Below are 20976 nucleotides of genomic sequence, written 5' to 3' on the forward strand. Positions count from 1 at the left end.
CTCCCCCTCGTCGCTCATGCGCCCGGCCCCCTCCGGTCGTCCTCGACCGCGCCCTGGTCCGGCACCCTCGGACCGCCGAGCAGCTCCAGGGCAGCCTGCTGGTAGCGCAGCACGGCCCCTTCGGCGGCGCGCAGATCGCAGGGGGCGCTCCACAGCATGCGGCGCGCCTTCTCGTACCGCTCCACCAGCAGCGCGTCCTCCGCGAAGCCGTGCCGCGCGACCTTCGCCTTGTACGCGTCGAGCCGGCCGCGCAGCTCGGCCCGGACCGCCAGGGGCGCGGTGACCTCGGTCAACGACTCGCGGGCGCGCAGCAGTTCGTCCTCGGCCTTCTGTTCCAGCGACTCCAGCAGCGGGGACAGCCGGTGCCACTGCCCCTGCCTGCGGTACTCCGCGGCCGCCGCCACCTGCTCCTGCAACACCGTCGGCGGTCCGCTGACGACCGGCACCTCCGTCGCCGCGAGCTTCGCGAGGACCTCGCCGCGGGCGATGCGTGCCTCGGCCAGCGTGCGGTCCGCGCGGCTGAGGATGTCCCGCAGCCTGACGATCCGCTTCTCGGCGTCCTGCCGGACCGTCAGGACCGCGTCGATCTCCCGGCGCACGTCCTCCAGGGCGCGCGCCTCACGGTCGTACACCGTCGTGTCCGGCCGCCCGCCGCCCGGAGCCGAACTGCCCTCCGCCGCCAGCCAGAACTCCAGCGGGTCCGAGATCACCTGCTCGCGCAGCTTCGTCAGCGTGCGCGTGATGCGCTCCAGATCGTCGCCCGCCGGGTGCTCTCCGGGACGTACGCCCACCGAGTGCGCCAGCCGGCGGGTGCGCTGGAGTTCGGCCGCCAGCAGGTCGATCCGGGCGGGCAGAGCCGACCAGACGGCGTCGGCGGCGACGACCATGTCCAGGCTCGTCGCGTACAGCTCGTTCATCCGGTCGACGAGGGTGGTGAGCGAGTAGCGCTCGCTGAGTTTGTTCGCGGCGCCGTGCGGGGTGGGGGCGTTGGCCGTCGCGGTGGCGCTGCCCGCGATGGTGACGGACTCGCCGGTCAGCAGTTCCGTCAGTTCCACCAGGTCCTCGCGGCTGGACCAGCGGCGGCGGGAGCGGATGTCGCGGGCGGTGCGCAGGGCGTCCGTGTACGCGTCGAAGTAGGTCCACAGCAGCGTGATCGACGCCTCCGTGGACGTCCAGCGCTCCTGGGTGACACCGGTGAGCTGGGCGCCCTCCAGGAGTCTGCGGCCCGCGTGGTCCTGCAGGGCGAGGAGCGAGGTCTCGATCGCCTCGTGCTCCGCGCCGAGCCGCGCCAGCGCACGGTCCACCTCGTCCCGGTCCATCACCGGCCCGGTGGATCCCGTGACGCCCATCGATCACCTCTCGCTGCGGTAGTGCCGGTTGGGTTGGGGTCGGCTTGGCGGTTGGGTTGGGTCGGCTTGCCGGTTGGGGGTTCGGTCGGGTTGTGGTCCGGGTGTCGGTCGAGCGGTCAGGTGCTGCGCAGGTACTGCGGAGCCGGTGGTTCCGACTTCTTCGCGTCCTTGCCCAGTGTCGCCGACAGCCATTTCTCGTACGAGGCCTGCCAGCCGTTCGCGGTGTCCTTGCGGTAGTCCACCAGGATCTGGTTGACCCGGCGTACCAGATCGTCGGCGTCCTTCTTCATCGCCACGCCGTAGTACTCGGCAGTGAAGGCGTCCCCCTTGAGCTGGACCGTCGGATCCTGTGCCGCCTGGCTCGCCGCGAGCGCGCCGTCGGTGACCACGGCGTCGACCTCGCCGAGCTGGAGCCTTACCAGGCAGTCGAGTTGGTTCGGGACGGTCGTGGAGATGTCGGTGGTGGCGGGGAGTCTGCCGTCCTTCTGGTCGGCCTCCAGCGTGGAGTACGCCGTCGAGCCGGCCGCCGTGCAGACCTTGCGGTTCGCGAGCGTGTCGTCGTAGCCCTTGACGGGTGAGGACTTCGGGGCCAGGACCTGCTGTCCCGTCTTGAAGTAGGGCGCGGAGAAGGCGACGTCCGCGATGCGGTCGCAGTTGATCGTCATCGTGCGGACGACCATGTCCACGCGGCCGTCCTGGATCGCCGGGATGCGCTGGTCGGTGGGGATCGCCTTGAACTGGACGGCGTCCGGGTCGCCGAGTATGTCCTCGGCGATGCGGTGGACCAGGTCGATGTCGAAGCCCTCGAGCTCCGCGGTCTCGCCGCTGTTGGGGTTGCGGTAGCCCCAGCGGTAGCTGTTCTGGTCGACGCCGACGATCAGCTTGCGCTTCTCACCCTCGCGGTCCTTGATCGCCTGGATGGTGTCGCCGTCGGCGGAGGAGGGGGACAGCGTCTGCTTCTCGGGCGCCTCGCAGTCCTCTTCGGCCTTTTCGAGGGTGGCCTGGGAGGCCTGGGTGACGGACCGGCCGTCACCGACGCCCGGTCCGGACAGCGGGACGCAGAGCGCGAAGACCGCCACCAGGGCGCAGACGACCGCCATCGTGGCCACCCCGCCCCAGCCTTTCAGGCTGGCCCGCAGACGTCGTGCTCGCATGCTCACGCCCCCTTTCACGTCTCCCCTTGTATCCCGTGCCCCGTTCATCGGTACTCCGACAGCCTGCGGCCGATGCCCAGCACCGCGCCCGCGGCGCCCAGGACCGCGAGGACGGCCGCGCCCGCCGACAGGCCCGTCAGGGCGTCCCGGCCGTCGTCGGCCGCGCGCTTGAACTCGGTCTCCTCGTGCGCGAGGGCCGTGCGCAGGTTCTCGTCGACGCTGTCGAAGCACTCGCCGGTCGCGCCCTCGGTGCCGATGACCCTGTCCAGCGCCTGCTGGTAGTTGCCGTTCTCGTCCTGCTCGCGGGCGGCGGTGTGGCGCTTCTTCCACTCCGCCATGTTGCCGACGGCGGCGGTGACCGGCTGTTCGCCCGAGGTGTCGTCGGCTAGGTTCGCGGCGTCCGCCAGGTACTTGCCGAGGTCGGCCATGTCCGTGCGGAAGTCGTAGTCGTAGGCGTCGAAGGTCCGCGCGCCGACCTTCTTCGTCTCGGCGCCGCGAGCCACCAGGGTCAGGTTCTCGTTGCCCCGTGCCTTGAGGGAGGCGATGCGGGCGTCGTGCAGCACGTTCAGGGAGCGGACGCCGTGGTCGTAGGAGTCGTTCAGGCCCGCGCGGGCGACGCTGTGGCCGACGACCAGCCAGAGCAGGACCACCGTCGCGGTGGCTGTGGCGGCGACCAGGCCGTGGTTCAACACCCGGTTGGTACGGCGGTAGTTACGGTGCTGGGCCCAGGCGAGGGCGGCCAGGGCGGCGACGCCGAGGGCGATGGCCGCCCAGGGGTAGGGCGTGGCCTCCGCGTAGTCCGCGCGCAGGCGCTGGTTCTCCTTCTTGTACAGGTCCTCCGCCGCCGGGAGCATCTGCTGTTGCATCTTCTCGTTGGCGTAGCGGAGATAGGCGCCGCCGACCGGGAAGCCCTGGCGGTTGTAGGTGCGGGCGCGTTCGACCAGGCCCTTGTACTCCGGGAGGAGCTTGTTGAGCTTGGCGATCGTCGCGGTGGACGGGGAGTCCGGGTCGGCGTTGGCGGCGGCGTTGACGAGTTTGTCCGCGGCCGTGCGGATGTCCTTCTCGTAGCGGTCTCGCGAGGCGGCCGATTCCTGGCCGCCGGCGAGGAAGCCGCTGGAGGCGGCGGTGTTGGCGTCCGCGAGGGAGCGGTAGATGTCGGCCGCGTCCGAGCTGAGGGGCTGGCTGCTGGTGAGGACGTCGTCCGCGGCGGCCGCACGGTCGGTCATCTGCCAGGCGGTGACGGCGCCGAAGGCGACGACGAGCAGTGCCAGAAGGGCGCCGATGATGCGCAGGCGGCCGGGCTCGGTGGTGGCGGCGGCGCGGAGTCGGTCGAGGCCCTCGGCGAAGGCGGTGCGGCGGGGCGGCGGGGGTGGGGGTGCGGCGGGACCACTGCCGGGAGGCCGGGCCGGGGCCGGTGGCGCCGGCTGCGCCGGAACTGCCGGAAGAATGGGCAGGCTCGGGCCCGGTGGTGGTGGGCTGCTCTTCGGCAGGTGTGTCACTGTGACCTCCCCCGTGGTCATCCGTCACCGCAAGTATCGCTGCCGACACTGACATCCGCACCGGCCTTGCCTCGATCTTGATCGGATCGCAGCGTGCACCACCACCCCTGCACAGGAACACGTCAGGGCGATCGGTTCGGTTCCGCGTGCGGATGCGCGCGGCCGGCGGATGCGCTCCGCTATCCGACGTAGCGGCGAAACCCTTGCGCCAGGGCTTTGAAGCCGCACGCTTCGTAGAAGCTGTGGACGTACGCGTCGTCCGCCGCCAGCAGCTGCACCTTGTAACAGCCGGCGGACTCCCCCGGCCGCACGGCCGCTTCCATCAACTGCCGTCCGACGCCCCGCCGCTGGAAGCCGCCGGCGACCACGACGTTCTCCACGAACAGGATGGCCCGGCCCCCGCGCGTGAGGTTCGGCATGACGACACAGTCGGCTGTCCCGGCCAGCCTATGGCGAGCACGACTCCGAGCCGCCACAGGCCCGTCCGGCCGGTCAGTCGTTCGTCGGGGTCGCCTTGTGCCGGAGGACGATCAGGGTCGCTCCGCCGATGACGACCAGGGTGAGGGCGATGCCCGCGATCAGCGGGGTGACGCCGGTGGAGCCGGTTTCGGCGAGGTTGGTGTCGGAGGCGGTGCCGCCCACCGTGGCCGGGCTCGGTTCGCTCAGGGTCTGCGTGGCGGTGCCCGTCTCACTGCTCCGGGTCTGGCAGTCCAGCATGCCGGTGAAGCGCTGGGTGAAGCCGCCGGGGCCGTGGATCGTGAAGTCGTACGCCTGGTCCTCCTGGAGTGGGACCGTCACCGTCCTGGTCTCGCCCGCGGCGATGGTGTGCTCGAGTCCGGCCAGTTCGAAGGTGAACGGCTCGTCGCCCTTGTTGGAGGCGATGATGTCCACGCCGCCCTTGGCGCAGTTCTTCGCCGCCGACAGTGCCGGTATCGCACCCTGCTTCGCCCAGGTCGCCCCCGCCGTCGCGGACACCGTCGACTCGCTGGAGCCGGCCAGGATCTGCGTCTGGCTCCGGCTCTCGGAGGCGAAGGCCCGGCCGACCGGCACGCTGGTGGAGGCCTGCACGGTCAGTTCGGCCGTACCGGCCGCCGCGTCCTCGGGAACATCGAAGAACACCTGCCCGCCGTCGGCCGCGGACGTGATGGCCCTGCCCTGCTTGTCGACGATCCGCACCCCGCTCGTGGCGGCGTCCGCGGGCGGCGCCACCGTCACGCCGCTCGCGTTGGTGTGCACCGTGACCGGGCCGAGCCGCTCGCCCGGCCGGCCGGAGACCGCGGGCGGGTCGAGGGTGAGCGAGGCGCGGGGCTCGGGTAGATTCCGGGCGTTCTTCTCCAGGAAGTCCGCGAGCTGTTCGGCCTGCGGGTCGATGGCGTCGACGGCCACGTCGTCCGAGTAGCGCCAGATCGCCACCTGCGTGCCGGCCGCCGCGTCCTGCTCGGTCAGCGCACCGCGCACGCCCGCCCTCCGCGCGAGCGCCGCGAGGTTGTTCACCTGCGGGTAGGAGTTCTGCAGGATCCAGCGGATCCGGCCGGCGTCCTTGTTGGCGCCCAGGGACGTGCCGCCCCAGGGCGTCTCGTGGTACTTGGCGTCCCGCTGCGTGGGGTTGTGGAGGTCGACGCAGTACGTCTGCAGCATGCCGCCGCCCTCGACGGACATCTCGAACAGGCCCGCCGACACCTGCTGGTCCCCGGTGCCGCCGTGTATCACCGCGGTGCCGTACGTCTTGAGTCCGGCTATGGTCGCGGTCGCCCCGCCCTCACTCTGTGTCGTCTCGTCGGCGGCCGCCTGGCCGGCACCGGCCAGCACGCCCGCGGCGACGAGCCCGGACACCAGCGTCGTGGCGCCGAGGCGGGCCGCCCCTCGCCTGCGTACGAACACCGCCGAGAACGAAGCAAACACCAAAATTCCTTTCGAGCAGGACCCATTGACGTGGGGGGGGACGGTCCCACCAGCAGAAATCAGAAGCCTCACGGGCATCGAGAGCCCCGAGAGCCATGTCCCGGCATCCTAGGTAGGCGTTGGACCCGGCCCGCCGGTCAGACGGTCGGATGAGTGATCCGACTCGGAATCGTTATCGCCAAGATCCCTTGCGGGCAGGGCTTATCGACAAATCCACCCCTGGCCGTACGGTGCGCACTTGTCGATAAGCCGCAGTCCGGACAGAGCGACAGTGACTGACGTCACGTCAGCATGACTGGCTCTGGCTGCCGTTGAATCGTTGTGTCTGCGGCATCCGCTGAATCGTCCGGCGGAGTTTCCCAGTTGGGCTCCGGTGATGCCGGCGTGACCGCCGCCTCCGTCTTGCCTCCGCGCCGGAAGGCCGAGGTGCCCCAGGCGAGATCGTGGCCGATCGCGACCGCGTCGAGGTCCGCCGAGGTCCAGCTCTGCCCCTCGCGCACATCGGTCCGTACCTTCAGCCGGCCCTGCACGATCACGGGCTCGCCCACCGTCAGCGACGCCGCCGTGTTCGTGGCGAGCTGGCGGTTGGCCCACACCGTGAAGAAGTTGGTGTGCCCGTCCGTCCACGTGTTCTTCTCGCGGTCCCAGTAGCGCGCGGTCACCGCCAGCCGGAACCTCGCCGACGGGCCGGACGCCATCTCCCGGTACACCGGCTGCGTCGCCACCCTGCCGACCGCGCAGACCATCGTCTCGTTCATCGCGAACCCCTCCCTCGCCCGGACTGCGACACCGGGCCGAGCCCCGTACGGGCCCGTCCCGTACGGCTGTGTCCGCCAGACTGCCGCGACCGGGCCGAGCCCGCTGAGCACTGTGGACCACCGCCCGCCTGTGGAAAACTCCGCCACCCCCACGGGTGACGCCGAGCCACACGCCCAGCCACGCCCAGCCACGTCCAGCCACACGCCGAGCCACACGTCCAGCCACACGTGCGGACACGCGCCCAGCCCCACACAGACGCGGCGAGGGCGACGCCCGACCGGACGCCGCCCTCGCCGTACCCGCGCACGCGGCCCGTCACAACCGCCACGCCCCCGCCGTCATCGCCCGGCCCCCACCACCCTCCCGTACTGCTCCCGCACCTCCAGGTACCGCAGCAGTTCCGCCGCCACCGGATCCAGCACCCGGGCCCTTCCGCACCCGGCCGCCGCCTTGCGCAGCCGGCGTTCCGCCTCCAGTCCGTAGCGGCGGGCCGGGCCGCGGGCCGCCATCCGGCAGCTCCACTCGACCAGCGGACCGCCGACGATGCCGATCACCATCAGCAGCACCGGCACACCCAGGTTCGGCGACATGACCTGGAAGATCTGGCCCAGCAGCCACAGTCCGCCCAGGAACTGAAGGATCGTCATGGAGGCCTGGGACAGCACGGCCACCGGCCACCACCCCGGCCGCGGCGGGCGCCCCGTCGGCACGCCCGCGCGCACGGTCAGCTCGTCCAGCGCCTCGGGCAGCCCCTGGGAGCCGCGGACGGCCGCCTCGCGCACCGCCTGCGCCCAGGGCGCGGGCAGCCCGGCCGAGGCCCGGTCGGCCACCGTACGGACCGCCTGCTCGACCCGCTGCCTGGCGGTCGCCTCCTCGTCGGCCTGCGTGCGGGACGGCAGCCGGCCCGTGGTGGGCTCGCCGTGGTCCTGGTACCAGCGCCACAGCCGCAGCCAGGGCGTACCGCACGCGCGGTTGGCGTTGCGCAGCCACGCCCGTTCGGCCGCCTCCCCCGCCGCCGTGGCACCCACCGCGTCGGCGAGCCGGTCCGCGAACTCCTCCCGGGCCTGTTCGCTGAGCCCCGTCCGCCGCCGGGTGGCGTAGACGGGCCACAGCCGCGCCGCCGCGATGTCCACATCGGCCGAGACACGACGGGCCGGCGCCCCGCGCTCCCCCACGAACTGGCCGAGCGCCTCGCGCAGGTCCGCGATGCCGTCCCCGGTGAGCGCGGACACCGGGAGCACGGTCGTACCCGGTTCGCCGTACTCCCCGAGGGCGATGCCGTCCTCGTCCAGGAGTCGCCGCAGATCGTCGAGGACCTGGTCGGCGGCCTCCCCGGGCAGCCGGTCGATCTGGTTGAGGACGACGAACATGACCTCCGCGTGGGCCGCCATCGGCCGCAGATAGCGCTCATGGAGGACGGCGTCGGCGTACTTCTCCGGGTCGACGACCCAGATGACCGCGTCGACGAGCGCCAGGATGCGGTCCACGTGCTCCCGGTGCTGTACGGCCGCCGAGTCGTGGTCGGGCAGGTCGATCAGGACGAGCCCCTGCAGCCGGGATTCCGCGTCCCCGGTCGGCAGCGGCCGTCGGCGCAGCCGGGGCGGGATACCGAGCCGTTCGATGAGGCTCGCCGCCCCGTCGCTCCAGCTGCACGCGATGGGCGCCGCGGTGGTGGGGCGGCGCACTCCGGTCTCCGAGATGGCCACGCCGGCGAGCGCGTTGAACAGCTGTGACTTGCCGCTGCCGGTGGCGCCCGCGATGGCGACGACGGTGTGCTGCCCGGAGAGCCTGCGCCGCGCGGACGCCTCGTCGAGTACCCGGCCCGCCTCCGCCAGCGTCCTGCTGTCGAGCCGGGTACGGGAGAGCCCCACCAGTTCGCGCAACGCCTCCAGGCGCGAACGCAACGCCCCGTCGTACACCAGTGGTCTCATCGCGGGCGGGGCGGCGGAGCGGCTGTCCACGGCGGCGAACTGGCTTCCGTCCGTCGTCTCGTTGACGCGGCGCGCGATGAGCCCGTCGTCCCAGGCGCCGGTGGAATCCGTACGGGCGTCCTGCACGCGCGCGTGGGAGCCGCTCTGGTCAGCCTGAGAGGGCCGTACGGAGGGACTTCCGGCGGACCCTGCCTTGTCCCCGTCGCCCGGCTGATCGGCGTGCTCGGTGTGGTCCTGGTCAGTGACGGCGGTCACCGGTCACCTCTCCTTCTGCAGTACGGACAGCGCGGCGATGAGTTCGGCCTGGTGCTCGGGGTGGACCTCGAGGGCGTCGAGCGGAGCGAGCCGGCGCTCGCGTTCGGCGTACAGGACCCGGTCGACGTGCTGGGTGAGCAGCCGTCCGGCCCGGTCGCGCAGCCGCAGTGCGCCGTGGGCGCCGATCCGCTCGGCGAGCCCCTCCCCCGCCATCCGGCCCCGGCGGCCGCCCAGCAGGCCGGTGGCGACCAGGGCGGCGACAAGCTCGGGGTCGGGCGCGGCGTTCCGTTCGAGCTCGCTCACCTCGTCCTCGGCGTACTCCTCGAGCTCCCGCCGCCACCGCCGTACTGCCAGCCCGATCCGGTGCTCGGCGCCCTCCGCCGCGGAGTCGCCCGGCGCGAGCTCCGGAGCGGCCGCCGCCGGTTCGCGGCGCCAGGCGTCGTCCACGCGCTCGTCGGCGGCGGTGACGGCGCACAGCAGCACCGCGCTGAGGCTCTCCACGAGCGCGTCGAGGAGTTCACCGGCGGTGCAGTCCAGGGGGAAGGCGCGCCACCGTTTCAGCGCGTCCCCGGCGAGCACCGCCCCGGTCTGCAACCGGCCCCGCACGCGCTTGTGCTCGCTGTCGTACGCCCCCTCGACGGCGCTGGTGAGCCGCAGCGCGGCCGAGTGCTGCGCGGCGGCGGCGCCGGCCAGCTCGGGCATCCGGGACTTGAGCGAGTCGAGGACGCCGTACGCCGTGCGGGCCAGGACCTGCTGCCGGGCCGCCGGCTCCTGGGCCTGGTGGATCAGCCAGGTGCGCAGCTGGGCGACGGCGGTGAGCGGCAGGAGGCCGCCGCCGAAGGCCGACTCGGGCAGTTCGGGCACGGTGAAGCGCGGCACGTGTCCGAGGCCGGCCTTGGTCAGCAGGGCACCGTACTGCCGCGACACCTCGGAGACCACCTGGTGGGGCACCCGGTCGAGCACGGTGACGAGGGTGACGTCGTACTCCTTGGCGGTGCGCAGCATGTGCCAGGGCACGGCGTCGGCGTAGCGGGCGGCCGTGGTGACCATGACCCAGATGTCGGCCGCGCAGATGAGCTCGGCGGCCAGGACGCGGTTGTCGGAGACCAGGGAGTCGATGTCGGGCGCGTCGAGCAGGGCGAGGCCGGGCGGCAGGGTGTCGGCGCTCTCGACGCGCAGCACGCGCGCGGGGTCCTCGCCGGGGAGCAGCAGGTCGTCCGTGTCGTGCTGCTGGGGCGCCCACACGCGCGTGAGATCGGGCAGCACCCTCATCCCGCCGAACCAGTGATGGTCCTCCGGATGGCAGACCAGCACGGGGGTCCGTGTCGTCGGCCGCAGCACGCCCGCCTCGCTGACCCTTCGCCCTACGAGGGAGTTGACCAGGGTCGACTTCCCGGCTCCGGTCGATCCGCCCACGACGGCCAGAAGCGGCGCTTCGGGCTCCCGCAACCGGGGCACCAAGTAGTCGTCGAGCTGCGCGAGCAGTTCGTCGCGGTTGGCACGCGCGCGTGGGGCCCCCGCCAGGGGCAGCGGGAAGCGTGCGGCGGCGACACGGTCGCGCAGGGCGGAGAGTGCGTCGAGCAGCTGAGGCCTTACGTCCAAGGTCACCACATGCGAAGAATGCCCAATTTTAGGGGAATTCTGAAGCATATGAGCATGTCTGCGCGCCGACAGGACACAAGGGATGGAAGGGGCGACTGGGACACAGGCACACTCCAGGCATAACGAGTGCACAACACCCGGCGCCTGAGGCTTCAAAAGCGATGCACGATTCGTACCTGCCTGCGATTATCAGGACCGCTTCACTGAACCTCCACATCGAGCCACGGAGGCGAAGCAACAGGGGCAAGGACGCGGGAGCCCTATCCTTGTCCCCGGCAACGTCACGGATCAGCCCACACCAGGGCACCACGACAGAGGCCACCACACCGGCCCCCGTAGCTCAGTGGATAGAGCAGGCGCCTTCTAAGCGCTTGGCCGCAGGTTCGAGTCCTGCCGGGGGCGCAAGTCTCCGCCCTCCCGTCCGGGAGGGCTTTTTGCTGGTCAGAGCGGGTGACGCTGGACACAGCGAAGCCCCGGAAACCCTCTTGATGATCAAGGGTGGGATCCGGGGCTGTCCGGCTGTCACCGGGTTTTTGCGGGTGGCCGTGTCGAATACGTGTCGAAGTTTTCGGGCCGCGAGGTCAACCGGCGGACGGCCAAGGGGAGATCTCCGGCAGCTTCGAGTCGCCTCTTCAGGTCGGGTAGCTGGCCCTCGACACATCGGGCGTAGGTCGCGAGGAGCACGGCCACTCCATCGCCGTCGACCGCTCCCAGGTGCGGTAATCCGACCGGCGCCGCTTGCGGACTCCCGGCTCGACCAGACCGCCCCGGACCAGGACCCGGTGGACCGTCGCCCTGGACGGCACCGGCGTGACGCCCCTGCGTTCCAGCTCGTGCACCAGCCTGCGCGGACCCCAGCCGGGATGCCGGCGCCGCAACTCACAGACCAGAGCCTCCACCTCCCCGGCGATCCGGTGCGGACACGAGGCCGGCCGGTGCGACCCGTCCGCCAGCCCCGGCAGACCCGACTGCTCGTACCTGCGTACCCAGGAGTGCACCGACTGCCTCGACACCCCATACCGGGCGGCGACTTGAGTGACCGGAACCCCCGCGGCGACCTCTATCACCGCGTGATACCGCTGCTCGACCACGCTCAGCTCCACCAGCACGGGCTCGGCCCTCCCCGCGCACGTCCGTCAGACGCGCACAGCCAAGCCGAGACAAGCGGTGTCAAGCATCAGGTGAAGCCACAACGTCAAGCATCAACCGAGACAAGACACACAAGCGCCTCATCCCAGCGGGATAAAAGCTTCTCTCCTTCATCAAGGCGGCTCGCTCGGCTCCCCGCGCGCGGCACGGCCCCCGGCCGGGCCTGCTCCTGTCTACGCCCCGCTCCAGCCCGGCCGGGGGCCGTGCCGCGCTGATGGCATGCAGCCGCCTGATGCCAGAGAAGGGGTACGTCGGTGGCTGAGGCGGTCGGCTCCACGGCTTTACGGAGCCACTTTGGCGCGAGCCTCGAAGATCATGGCCCCAACGTCGTGCTTTACCGGGCAGGTCCACAGACTGCCCGACGCGCCGGAAGCTTACGGGGCCATGATCACTCGCACCAAAGCAACGCCACCCCAAAGCCGTTCCGCCGACCTTGCGTTTCTGCCCCCTCGTTTATGCTGCCTGAACGGAGCCCCTGCGAATCTCGTATGGCCCTGAGTTGCTGCACGTTCCCCATAGTGGGAAACTGGGACTCATCGAGGGTTTAATCTGCCACGAGAGCGCACCACAGCGATATACTGCGCCTACAACGGCGCAACCCCGTTTGGTAAGTGATCTTTTTTCTTGCAGGTATTGCCTTTCTCCATGTAGCAAAGTAACTGCGCAAGGAGCTGGCGAAATGGCCGAAACAACGACCTGCTCTGGTTGCGGTACACCTGTAGATAAAGGAGACAGATTCTGCCCAGAGTGCGGCACCAAGCAAAATGAACCGCCAGATACCAGAGGAAAACCACCCGAAAGAGCGCCTGGAATCGACGGAATCTCCGGGACGCCTACGAATAAATTTACGCCGCCCTCAAGCTCCAGCGCAGCACGATCTGCTTTCCCTTGGATTTTCGCTGTCATTCAGATCGTTTTTATTGTCTGGCTGATCCTTTCGCAAAACTACTCCAACCGGACCTGCCCCTACGGAGAGGACTGTGCACAAGTAGGCAGTATGGCCCTACTGCTCATCCTCGGCCTATGGGTGACCGCAGACGCAATCCTCATCGCCTACTATGTGAGCAAAAAACGCAGGCGGGAATCTTCCGCAAAAGACCCTTCCCAGAACCCCGGTCAAGTTGTCCGGAACTACTTTGATGCCATAAATTCACGCGATTACGACCGCGCCTGGCTACTGGGAGGCAGGAATCTAGTCGGAGGACCCTATCAGTCCTACGTCGAGACGCTTTCTGCAATAGCCAACATATCGGCCAGCATTTACGCGGTAGACGGAAATTCTGTCACGCTGCGATATGAAGCGATACAGAAGAATGGCATACATCAGCGCTTTTCTGGCACATACACGGTGATGAACGGAACCATAACCGAAGCCCGAGTAGCATCGTGAGTACCCGTCACTGCGGTAAAAAATGCAATGCGAGGACGCAGTCTGCATTGGGAAAATCCCGAACGATTAGGGGTCATCAGTGGTCGCTCAACCGCCCCATTGCTTGAACGGACACTCGCTACCGCCCAGGAAGGGAGGGTCCAAGTTTTGCACTATTTGCGGCGCCCTCATGGTGGCCACCTGTCCCAACGGGCATGAAGTCAAGCCAGGTCGCTTTTGTAGTGTATGCGGTGCTTCTTTGCCTCCGAATAAGCCTTTCCAGCCCGCGAGGGACAGCGACTCCCAACTGCCGGACCCAACATCCGGCCCCCATACCCCTAGAAGTCCCCGGCCAGCTTTCTTGATAACTGGAGTGATGTTTCTCGTTGTGCTTGTCGGTGTCGGAGTTTATTTCGGCGTATCTCGTATTGGCGACTCAGACTCTAGCCCTGGAGCAACTTCGCCTGCGCAGTCGTCGCCAAACTCGCAGATATCCTCGATGCTCGACGGTGAGGTTCCCCGGAAGTACCTCGGCACCTGGAACAGCAGCATTGACAACACCTGGGGACACCACACCCGACGTCTCGTCATCCAGCAGGGCGAGGTCGGCGATACCGTGCTTTACGTCATAGCGGACGGGCCCACCAGAGACGGTGGCACATACCACTGTCGCTTCGCAGCCGAGTTGGCTTCGGCACCCGCCGACGATGACCCTCTCCATATCGGGCCATCCACCGTGACCATCGCTGAACCTGCGTCAGCGTGCAGCCCTGGCGCCGCCAGCACGGTGACCATGCTGTCCGACCACACACTTCAGCGGATAGACGGCGAGAGGTTGACCTACACGAAGTCCGGATAAGCCCCGAATGGATCGCGTGGCGCGTACGGCACTAGGGTCAGTCTGCGACGAAAGCTTTGGTGGCCAGGAATTCTCCGCCTTGTTTGGCTGGGAGACCCAAATATGCCTCCGTGTGCGGCTTGCAGGCCTCGTTGTCGGCACCGCAACGGAGTGCGGCCCCCACCTGTCGCGAACTGTACGCGGAGCTCTTCGCCGCTTTGAATCCTCCCCCGCAAATGGGATCCCGCTTAATGCATCGAGAGTCAACTATATTGGCTCCCTCCAACGTGGAGTCGGGGTAAGGGGCAGGGAAATCACTCGCAAACCCAAATATCCGCCCGATGCCCCGATCTCCGGTACCGGGACGTTCGTACAGCGGATCGCCATATAGCTGCACCCCTTTCACTACGGCCGACAGGCCATAGTTTCTGCGCAGGTACTCACCAACGATCCATGCTCCCTCAGAGTAACCCGCAAGCACCACCCCGCCCCCAGAGGGGCACTGCGCAAGGTAGTCGCGGACAGTGGCGTCAAGCATCTCGACACCCTGATTAACCGCTGGCAGTGACGACATGTTCGGCGCTTCTACGTTCACACGTAGCGCGAAGATGAACTCTTTGGCCCCCATTTTCGGGTATGGGAGCATCTTCGCTTCGCCTCCGTAGCCGCCGTGATTTTCACTGTAAGCATGAAAGGCCTCCCATGTCTCCGCCAACGTCTTCGACTTCTCATTCTCGTTCAGGCCGTGCGCACCTATAAAAAGGACTCGGCAGTCTGAAGAAGTCTGAGAGTGGCCCTCACCTGCCTGCAAGATAGGGAGCGAGACGGCCAGAAAAAGAGTCACAAGAAAGCAGGGTATACGTCTCCACGCAACTCCAGGCATGGCCATTCCTTTCCAGGAGCCTTATAACTCCAGGGTGCGCCTGGCGCGCTGCGCGCGCATCTGAAAGCAGTCAGCCTCTGAACGGATCATGCGACGGCACAGCCGGGGACGCTAGGGCTCAAGCCGTTGCTGTATAGCAGCGTGCATGGCAATGCCCGAAACCACATCCGACCATCAGAAACCGCCGACGGCCGTCTAACGAGCCCACCTCACCCCGATGGGTACCCAGCCGAGAGTTCGGGCCGAAGGCGTCCAGCAACCACCCATAAAAAACACCCATAGAAGGGGCAGCGTCGGCGCTCGTTGTGGTGCAGCCGCTCTCTGGTCGGCAGGACACGGATGGCAGAAGCCGCCCTGGAGGCTATGAGTTGGAAAGCTCAGGTGCCGCTTGACCGCAGCGCGAGATGCGCAGCCGGACGGCACGGACGACCTACTCGGGCACACCGGCTTGAAGGGCGCGCCGGTTCGGGCACGTACGTGGCCGAGCCCCGACAGCGGGTGCGGGTCGTCCGGTCATCAGCCCGGGAGCAGCCCAGCGGATCGCCCTTCCGGGCGGACATGAAGGCCGTGGGCAGGCAAGGGGATTGGGAGAGCCGAACCGAGGCCAAGGTGCCTGCCCCTGAGGACATCGCGGCGCGGCTCGGCATCGGTGAGGGCGACTGGTGCGTCCGGACGGTGTATGAGTTCCTGGCCGACGGCAGGCCGGTGCAGCTCTCGACAAGCTGGGAGCCGTACGACCTCACCGCCGGCACTCTCGTCGTCCTCCCCGAGGGAGGGCCGCACGCCGGGGCGGGAGTCGTGAACCGCATGGCCGCGATCGGCGTCACCGTCAGCCACGCCGTGGAACAGCCGGAGCCGAGGCAGGCGACCGCCGAGGGGGCCTCACTTCTCGGCATCCAGAAGGCCGCACTCGTCACGCACATCCGGCGGACGTACTACAGCGACCAGGGGCGGCCCGTGGAGACGGCGGACATCGTGGTGCCCGCCGCTCACGGCGAGATCGTCTATGAGATCCCGATCAACCGCTAGCTCTTGATCGTCTTGGGTGCTGACTCACCTGGGCAGGATGAGTGCATGGCATCGGAGTGGATTCCCGCTGTGGTCACCGGAGTCTCAGGAGCCCTCGGAGTCACCTTCACGTGGCTCGCGGGAGCGCAAGGTAGAGCACATGCAGAGCGCATGGTTGCGCAGTCACGAGAAGCCGAACAGCGCAGTCACCTGCGAAAGGAGCGGCGCGATGCCTACTTCGAGGCGCTCCGCGTGGCCGTCCTCGATGTGCGCCGCCTGAGGTACGAACGTCTGGCAAGACCGAGAAGCTCCGAGAAGTCGAGCACTATTGGACTAAGACCAAACGCATCGAAATGAGCATGGAGGCCCTCATCGCCTTGCACGCGTTCGGCAGCGAGGAGGCCCGCCACTTCGCTGAGGAATGGCAGGCGGCCACAGAGGCCAACGACCTGGACACGATGCAGCGGCTCGTCAGGCAGTTCGGGGAGCTCACGCGCACTGAACTCCAAGAAGGCTAGCCACGGGTGCCACGGCGCCAGGGCCCTAGCCAGGGCGTGTCGAATGCGTGCCGAAGGCCGATCCACGAAGCACCCGGCGCGGGAGAAGAACCAGTTCAGCAAGGGTGCGACACGAGATGCACCAAGCGCCTTCTAAGCGCTTGGCCGCAGGTTCGAGTCCTGCCGGGGGCGCAAGTCTCCGCCCTCCCGTTCGGGAGGGCTTTTGCTGGTCAGGGTGGGCGACACTGGACACGGTGAAGCCCCGGGCGCCCTCTTGATGGACAAGGGAGGGCTCCGGGACCGTACGCGCCGCCGTCTCCATTGTTGTCCTGCTGCCCTCGTGGATCGACGACACTTCGCAGTGAGCCTGACCCGCCTGACCGGCTTCGCCGGGTGGCGTCGGCAACAAGCTCAACGCCGCCACTGCAGGACTCGCCCTCCGCTGGAGCTCGGTCCGCTCGGACCCCTACAACCGATCCGGCAAGGCGTCCGACGGGATCTTCGAGTCCTTCGCCCTGTCCCCCGCGAGGAGTTGGTCGGCGTAGCCGGCCTCGGTCCACACCAGCTTCTTGAATTCTTCCGGGGTGAGTGCTCCCCGCCATGGGGCGCCGCCCGGGCAGAACACCGAGGAGCAGTCGGAGCAGTAGTACGCCGGCCTCCACAGGCGCTCCGCGCGCGGAGCCCCGGTCTCGGCGGCGGCCTTTTCTCGTCCGTCACCACGCACGACCACGAAAGTGCCGATGAAACAGAGCAGAGCGAACGCCGCACCGCCGACGATGTACAGCGGCTTGCCCTGTTGAACACCCGCGTACGCGAGGGCGATGCCGATACCGGTCAGCACCATGCCCTCCGCGAAGTGCATGCATCCGTCGCCCGTCTTGTCCGGCCCTGGCGCAAGTCGGCCGTGCAGGTCGTCACGCATCGCGCCCTTGCCGCCGCGCGCCTGCTCAACCGTCCGGGCGTCAGCACCGCCGCAGCCCGGACACACCACCCCTGCCGACCCTCCGGCCCCCTCGCGTTCCATGCTGATCAGCCTATCGGCGCCCTGAAGACAGAGGTGCAGCCAGCCGCCGAGCGCCCGCTGTGGCCCGGCAGAGCCAAGGCCTCGCCCTGTTGTGACCGACCGTGCCGGCTCCCCGTCGCCCGGTCGGCTGCACGCTACTGCGGCAACATCAGAATCCCGGTGACGGCGGTGAGACGTGCCGGCCAGCTTGCCGAAGAATTCCCGCACCGCGGTCTGGTCCGTGTTCGTGCCGCCGCGTCGAGGGCCCCCGGCCTCACCGACAGTCGTCCCGCATAGAGTCGGTCTCACGACCATGGGCCGTGGAAAGGAACCGACGTGCGGCTGCGCTGTGCTGTGCTGGACGACTTTCAGAGGGTGGCGACCGAGATCGTCGACTGGTCGGCGATCTCGGGTGAGGTGGAGGTCGTTTCGTTTGACACCCATCTGGACGGCGAGGACGACCTGGCCGCCGCGCTGGCCGGGTTCGACATCGTGGTGACCTTGCGCGAGCGCGTGTCGTTCCCCGGGTCGCTGATCGCGCGTCTGCCCCGGCTGAAACTGATCGTCGCCTCCGGGATGCGCAACTCGGTCATCGACTACGCGGCCGCCGAGGAGCACGGCGTCACCGTGTGCGGTACGGCCAGTTCCTCCACTCCTCCCGTGGAGTTGACCTGGGCGCTGCTGCTCGGGCTCGCCCGCGGTGTCGTCGAGGAGGGCAACGCCCTGCGCTCCGGCGGCCCCTGGCAGTCCACCGTCGGCGCCGATCTGCACGGGCGTCGCCTCGGGCTTCTGGGTCTCGGGAAGATCGGCAGCCGCGTGGCCCGGGTCGGCCTGGCCTTCGGTATGCACGTCAGCGCGTGGAGTCAGAACCTCACCCAGGAGCGGGCCGACGAGGTCGGCGTCGAACTCGCGCCCTCCCGGGAGGACCTCCTCACGAGCAGCGACTTCGTCTCGGTCCACCTCGCGCTGAGCGACCGTACTCGCGGACTGCTCGGCCCCGCCGAACTCGCGCTCCTCAAGCCGACCGCGTATCTGGTCAACACCTCGCGCGCGGCCATCGTCGACCAGGAGGCCCTCCTCGCCGCCCTGCACGAGGGGCGGATCGCCGGTGCCGGCATCGATGTGTTCGACATCGAGCCGCTGCCCGCCGGCCACCCGATGCGCACGGCCCCGCGCCTGCTCGCCACCCCGCACCTCGGCTACGTCTCCCACGCCAACTACACGACGTACTACGGCCAGGCGGTGGAGGACATCCGCGCGTTCCTCGCGGGCGCGCCCGTACGGCGGCTGCCCTGACGCCGGTGTGAAATACAGACACAACAATGGCCGGGACCCGATATCGGGTCCCGGCCATCCTCCGCTGGGCCGGTGGACTCGCGCGAGGGGCGCCGACGTGGACAGGGCGGCGCCTCGGACTCGGCGGGAGTCAGGCCCTCTTGCCGGGGACGACGGCGCTGCTGACGCAGGAGACCTGGCTGTGCGCCGTCGGGCAGTCCTGCGACGAGTTGTTGGTGACGGTGACCTTGCCACCCTTGTCGGTGGTGTACGTGTACTGGCTCAGTTCCACGCAGCGAACCTGGCCGTTGCCGTCGTCGACGCACTTGCCGGGGTCGCCGAGGGCGGAGGCCTGGGCGGCACCGACACCGATCAGAGCGAAGCTCCCCAGAATTCCCGCCGCCGCCGCGATCTTCTTCGAGTTGAACATCTACCTTTTCCTTTGCGGTCGACTCCCCCGCCGCTGGGCGAGGAGTCGTTCCGGACGCATATACGGCTGAGAAGCCAAGAGGCAGGCCCCGCGGCTCGGACACCTGGTTCGAGCCCCGGGGCCTGCCGGTATCACCTGGTGGGGTGATTACTTGCCCAGGGAGAAGGTCTGCGAGCAGGTCACAGACTCGCGCTCGCTGTTGTCCTGGTTGGCGAGACCCAGGATGGCGAGGTTGACGTTCACGTCGTCGATGTTGATGAGACCCTCACGCGAGTCGTTCTGCTCGCACGACTGGGCCTGCTTGTTGTCGAGCTTGAACTGCTCGTCGCCGTCCGCAGCGTGACCAACGCCAGCGCCGAGGAAGCTGACGCTGCCGAGCATGGCCACGACGACTGCGGCCTTCTGGTACTTGCGCATTACTTCTCCGTTTTCTCGAGTTGACACAGACCGTGATGGACTGGTCACCGACAGTTGCCAACCTTAGGCGGCGTGTGCGCCTCTTGCCGGGCGAAACGCCCAATCACGTAATTTTCTGGATAAAACCTGTAGTACGACCGCGCCGGTCGGCGGAGTCGTCAGCCCCTCCCGGAGGGGGCCGTGACAACGTCGACGCAGCTGACCTGGCCGTGAGAGGACGGACAGGTCTGCGTCGAGTCGTTGACGACGGTGACGTTGCCGGCCTTGTCCGTGGTGACCTGGTACTCACTCGTCTGCACGCAGCGGACGTTGCCCTTGCTGTCCTGGACACACGTGCCGGGGCCCTGCGCGGAGGCCTGGACGGCGCCGACGCCGATCAGGGCGAAGCTCCCCAGGATTCCCGCCGCCGCCGCGATCTTCTTCGAGTTGAACATCTGCCTTTTTCCTTTACCCAGGCGGCAGGCCCCGGGGCTCGGTTCGAGCCCCGGGGCCTGCCTGGATCAATCTGATCAGTGGCCGCCGCGCAGCGAGAAGGACTGCGAGCAGTTCAGCGACTCGCGCTCACTGTTGTCCTGGTTGGCCAGGCCGAGCAGGGCACCGACGTTGACGTTGACGTCGTCGACGTTGACCAGACCCTGGGTGCTGTCGTTCTGCTCACAGGACTGGGCCTGCTCGTTCTCGAGCTTGAACTTGCCGTCCCCGCCCGCAGCGTGACCCACGCCGGCGCCGAGGAAGCTGACGCTGCCGAGCATGGCCACGACGACCGCGGCCTTCTGGTACTTGCGCATTACTTCTCCGATTTCTCGAATCGACACAGACCGTAGTGGTCCGGTCACTGACAGTCGCTAAGATAAGCGGCGTTTGGGACTTTTGCCACACGAAACGCTTCGTGGCGTGGGTTTCTTGTGAAAGTGCACGTCGCAGCGGTGCGGCGGTTCCGCCGCGTAGTCCATCCGAGGGCCGCCACGCCCGACCCAACTCCCGCTCGGGCAGCCGCCGCTCACGACGAGCTGGACCTGCCCTGTCGCCCGCGCGCAGACGGCGAAGACGACAGTCCCGGCCAGTAGACAGGTCGTGTGAGGGGAATGCGCAGACGGCCGCCCGACAGCACCCATTTGGCGGAGCCCCTGTTCAAGATGGGTGATCCGGAGAAGATTTCTCGTGACCGGTCGGGGGTCGCCGCGTTGAACGGGCAGTGCGGCAGCGCGTACTGCTGCCGCACTTACCTAGTCAGTAAGGGAGAACGTGATGTCTCGCATCGCGAAGGTTGGCGCTGTTGCTCTCGGCACGAGCGCCGTGGTGCTCAGTGGGGCCGGTCTCGCCGCGGCGGACGCCGGCGCCAAGGGCGCGGCCATCGGCTCGCCCGGCGTCCTGTCCGGCAACGTGGTTCAGGTGCCGGTCCACGTTCCGGTCAACGTGTGCGGCAACACCGTGAACATTATCGGCGCCCTCAACCCGGCCGTCGGCAACGAGTGCAAGAACAACGACGGCCACAAGAAGGACAGCAAGAAGCACGGCAAGAAGCACGGTCACCGCCACTGACCTCGGCTTGACCCGAGAGCTTGACCCGAGAGCCCCGGCCCCCCGAATGCCGGGGCTCTCCCCATGTCCCCTGACGCGTAGCCGTGGATCCGGTCACGTGTAGCGGTGGATCCG

18 protein-coding genes, 1 tRNA gene and 2 pseudogenes are annotated in these 20976 nt (G+C 68.4%); 6 read left to right on the forward strand and 15 right to left on the reverse strand.

The features are described 5' to 3' along the window. Positions 1-14: 14 nt before the first annotated feature. The 8 genes from ACZ6I3_RS24765 to ACZ6I3_RS24800 all read right to left on the reverse strand — a co-directional run bounded on the left by ACZ6I3_RS24765 (position 15) and on the right by ACZ6I3_RS24800 (position 10460). Positions 15-1349, reverse strand: coding sequence for a hypothetical protein (locus ACZ6I3_RS24765; protein ID WP_469417431.1), 1335 nt, complete (start codon positions 1347-1349; stop codon positions 15-17). A gap of 116 nt (positions 1350-1465) precedes the next feature. After that, positions 1466-2503: a glutamate ABC transporter substrate-binding protein gene (locus tag ACZ6I3_RS24770; protein ID WP_469417433.1), complete on the reverse strand. Its 1038-nt coding sequence runs from the start codon at positions 2501-2503 to the stop codon at positions 1466-1468. Positions 2504-2547: 44 nt separating this feature from the next. Further along, entirely contained in the window at positions 2548-4002 is a 1455-nt protein-coding gene (locus ACZ6I3_RS24775; RefSeq protein WP_469417435.1) for a hypothetical protein, read from the reverse strand. 179 nt (positions 4003-4181) lie between these two features. Continuing rightward, positions 4182-4478, reverse strand: a complete 297-nt coding sequence (locus tag ACZ6I3_RS24780; RefSeq protein WP_469417437.1) for a GNAT family N-acetyltransferase — start codon at positions 4476-4478, stop codon at positions 4182-4184. Between the two features lie 16 nt (positions 4479-4494). Then, positions 4495-5904 carry a Cys-Gln thioester bond-forming surface protein gene (locus ACZ6I3_RS24785; protein WP_469417439.1) on the reverse strand — a complete coding sequence of 470 codons (1410 nt, stop codon included), beginning with the start codon at positions 5902-5904 and terminating at the stop codon, positions 4495-4497. 281 nt (positions 5905-6185) lie between these two features. Further along, entirely contained in the window at positions 6186-6662 is a 477-nt protein-coding gene (locus tag ACZ6I3_RS24790) for a single-stranded DNA-binding protein (RefSeq protein WP_469417440.1), read from the reverse strand. A gap of 339 nt (positions 6663-7001) precedes the next feature. Continuing rightward, positions 7002-8849 (reverse strand): YfjP family GTPase, encoded by a 1848-nt coding sequence (locus ACZ6I3_RS24795; RefSeq protein ID WP_469417442.1) that lies wholly within the window; start codon positions 8847-8849, stop codon positions 7002-7004. A 3-nt stretch (positions 8850-8852) separates the two neighbouring features. Next, positions 8853-10460 (reverse strand): dynamin family protein, encoded by a 1608-nt coding sequence (locus ACZ6I3_RS24800; RefSeq protein WP_469417444.1) that lies wholly within the window; start codon positions 10458-10460, stop codon positions 8853-8855. A 320-nt stretch (positions 10461-10780) separates the two neighbouring features. Between ACZ6I3_RS24800 and ACZ6I3_RS24805 the strand changes: the two genes are divergently transcribed. Next, positions 10781-10853, forward strand: a tRNA-Arg gene (locus ACZ6I3_RS24805). Positions 10854-11140: 287 nt separating this feature from the next. Here ACZ6I3_RS24805 and ACZ6I3_RS24810 read toward each other — a convergent pair. After that, a pseudogene (locus ACZ6I3_RS24810) lies at positions 11141-11548 on the reverse strand (helix-turn-helix domain-containing protein); the annotation flags it as partial. A gap of 731 nt (positions 11549-12279) precedes the next feature. Between ACZ6I3_RS24810 and ACZ6I3_RS24815 the strand changes: the two are divergent. Next, complete coding sequence (locus tag ACZ6I3_RS24815; RefSeq protein ID WP_469417446.1) at positions 12280-12990, forward strand: zinc ribbon domain-containing protein; 711 nt, start codon at positions 12280-12282, stop codon at positions 12988-12990. Positions 12991-13865: 875 nt separating this feature from the next. On the opposite strand, the gene ACZ6I3_RS24820 is transcribed toward ACZ6I3_RS24815, so the two are convergent. Then, a complete protein-coding gene (locus tag ACZ6I3_RS24820; protein ID WP_469417447.1) occupies positions 13866-14696 on the reverse strand; it encodes a cutinase family protein in 831 nt (276 codons plus the stop codon). A 441-nt stretch (positions 14697-15137) separates the two neighbouring features. Here ACZ6I3_RS24820 and ACZ6I3_RS24825 point away from each other — a divergent pair. After that, positions 15138-15719, forward strand: a pseudogene (locus tag ACZ6I3_RS24825) (GntR family transcriptional regulator); the annotation flags it as partial. Between the two features lie 332 nt (positions 15720-16051). Continuing rightward, positions 16052-16216, forward strand: a complete 165-nt coding sequence (locus tag ACZ6I3_RS24830) for a hypothetical protein (RefSeq protein WP_469417448.1) — start codon at positions 16052-16054, stop codon at positions 16214-16216. Positions 16217-16661: 445 nt separating this feature from the next. Here the strand turns inward: ACZ6I3_RS24830 and ACZ6I3_RS24835 are convergent, their stop codons facing one another. Then, positions 16662-17219 (reverse strand): hypothetical protein, encoded by a 558-nt coding sequence (locus tag ACZ6I3_RS24835; protein WP_469417449.1) that lies wholly within the window; start codon positions 17217-17219, stop codon positions 16662-16664. Between the two features lie 315 nt (positions 17220-17534). Between ACZ6I3_RS24835 and ACZ6I3_RS24840 the strand changes: the two genes are divergently transcribed. Continuing rightward, positions 17535-18494 carry a D-2-hydroxyacid dehydrogenase family protein gene (locus ACZ6I3_RS24840; RefSeq protein ID WP_469417451.1) on the forward strand — a complete coding sequence of 320 codons (960 nt, stop codon included), beginning with the start codon at positions 17535-17537 and terminating at the stop codon, positions 18492-18494. Between the two features lie 130 nt (positions 18495-18624). On the opposite strand, the gene ACZ6I3_RS24845 is transcribed toward ACZ6I3_RS24840, so the two are convergent. The 4 genes from ACZ6I3_RS24845 to ACZ6I3_RS24860 all read right to left on the reverse strand — a co-directional run bounded on the left by ACZ6I3_RS24845 (position 18625) and on the right by ACZ6I3_RS24860 (position 20108). Beyond that, positions 18625-18903, reverse strand: coding sequence for a hypothetical protein (locus tag ACZ6I3_RS24845; RefSeq protein ID WP_469417453.1), 279 nt, complete (start codon positions 18901-18903; stop codon positions 18625-18627). A gap of 147 nt (positions 18904-19050) precedes the next feature. Next, positions 19051-19320: a hypothetical protein gene (locus ACZ6I3_RS24850; protein WP_359894185.1), complete on the reverse strand. Its 270-nt coding sequence runs from the start codon at positions 19318-19320 to the stop codon at positions 19051-19053. Positions 19321-19478: 158 nt separating this feature from the next. Beyond that, the gene (locus ACZ6I3_RS24855; protein ID WP_469417455.1) at positions 19479-19754 is read right to left on the reverse strand and encodes a hypothetical protein; all 276 of its coding nucleotides are present in this window, start codon (positions 19752-19754) and stop codon (positions 19479-19481) included. 75 nt (positions 19755-19829) lie between these two features. Further along, positions 19830-20108 carry a hypothetical protein gene (locus ACZ6I3_RS24860; protein WP_215121297.1) on the reverse strand — a complete coding sequence of 93 codons (279 nt, stop codon included), beginning with the start codon at positions 20106-20108 and terminating at the stop codon, positions 19830-19832. A gap of 460 nt (positions 20109-20568) precedes the next feature. Here ACZ6I3_RS24860 and ACZ6I3_RS24865 point away from each other — a divergent pair, with 460 nt between their 5' ends. Beyond that, positions 20569-20862: a chaplin family protein gene (locus ACZ6I3_RS24865; protein ID WP_469417457.1), complete on the forward strand. Its 294-nt coding sequence runs from the start codon at positions 20569-20571 to the stop codon at positions 20860-20862. The last annotated feature ends 114 nt before the right edge of the window (positions 20863-20976 follow it).

The organism is Streptomyces sp. NPDC041940, from assembly GCF_055589465.1.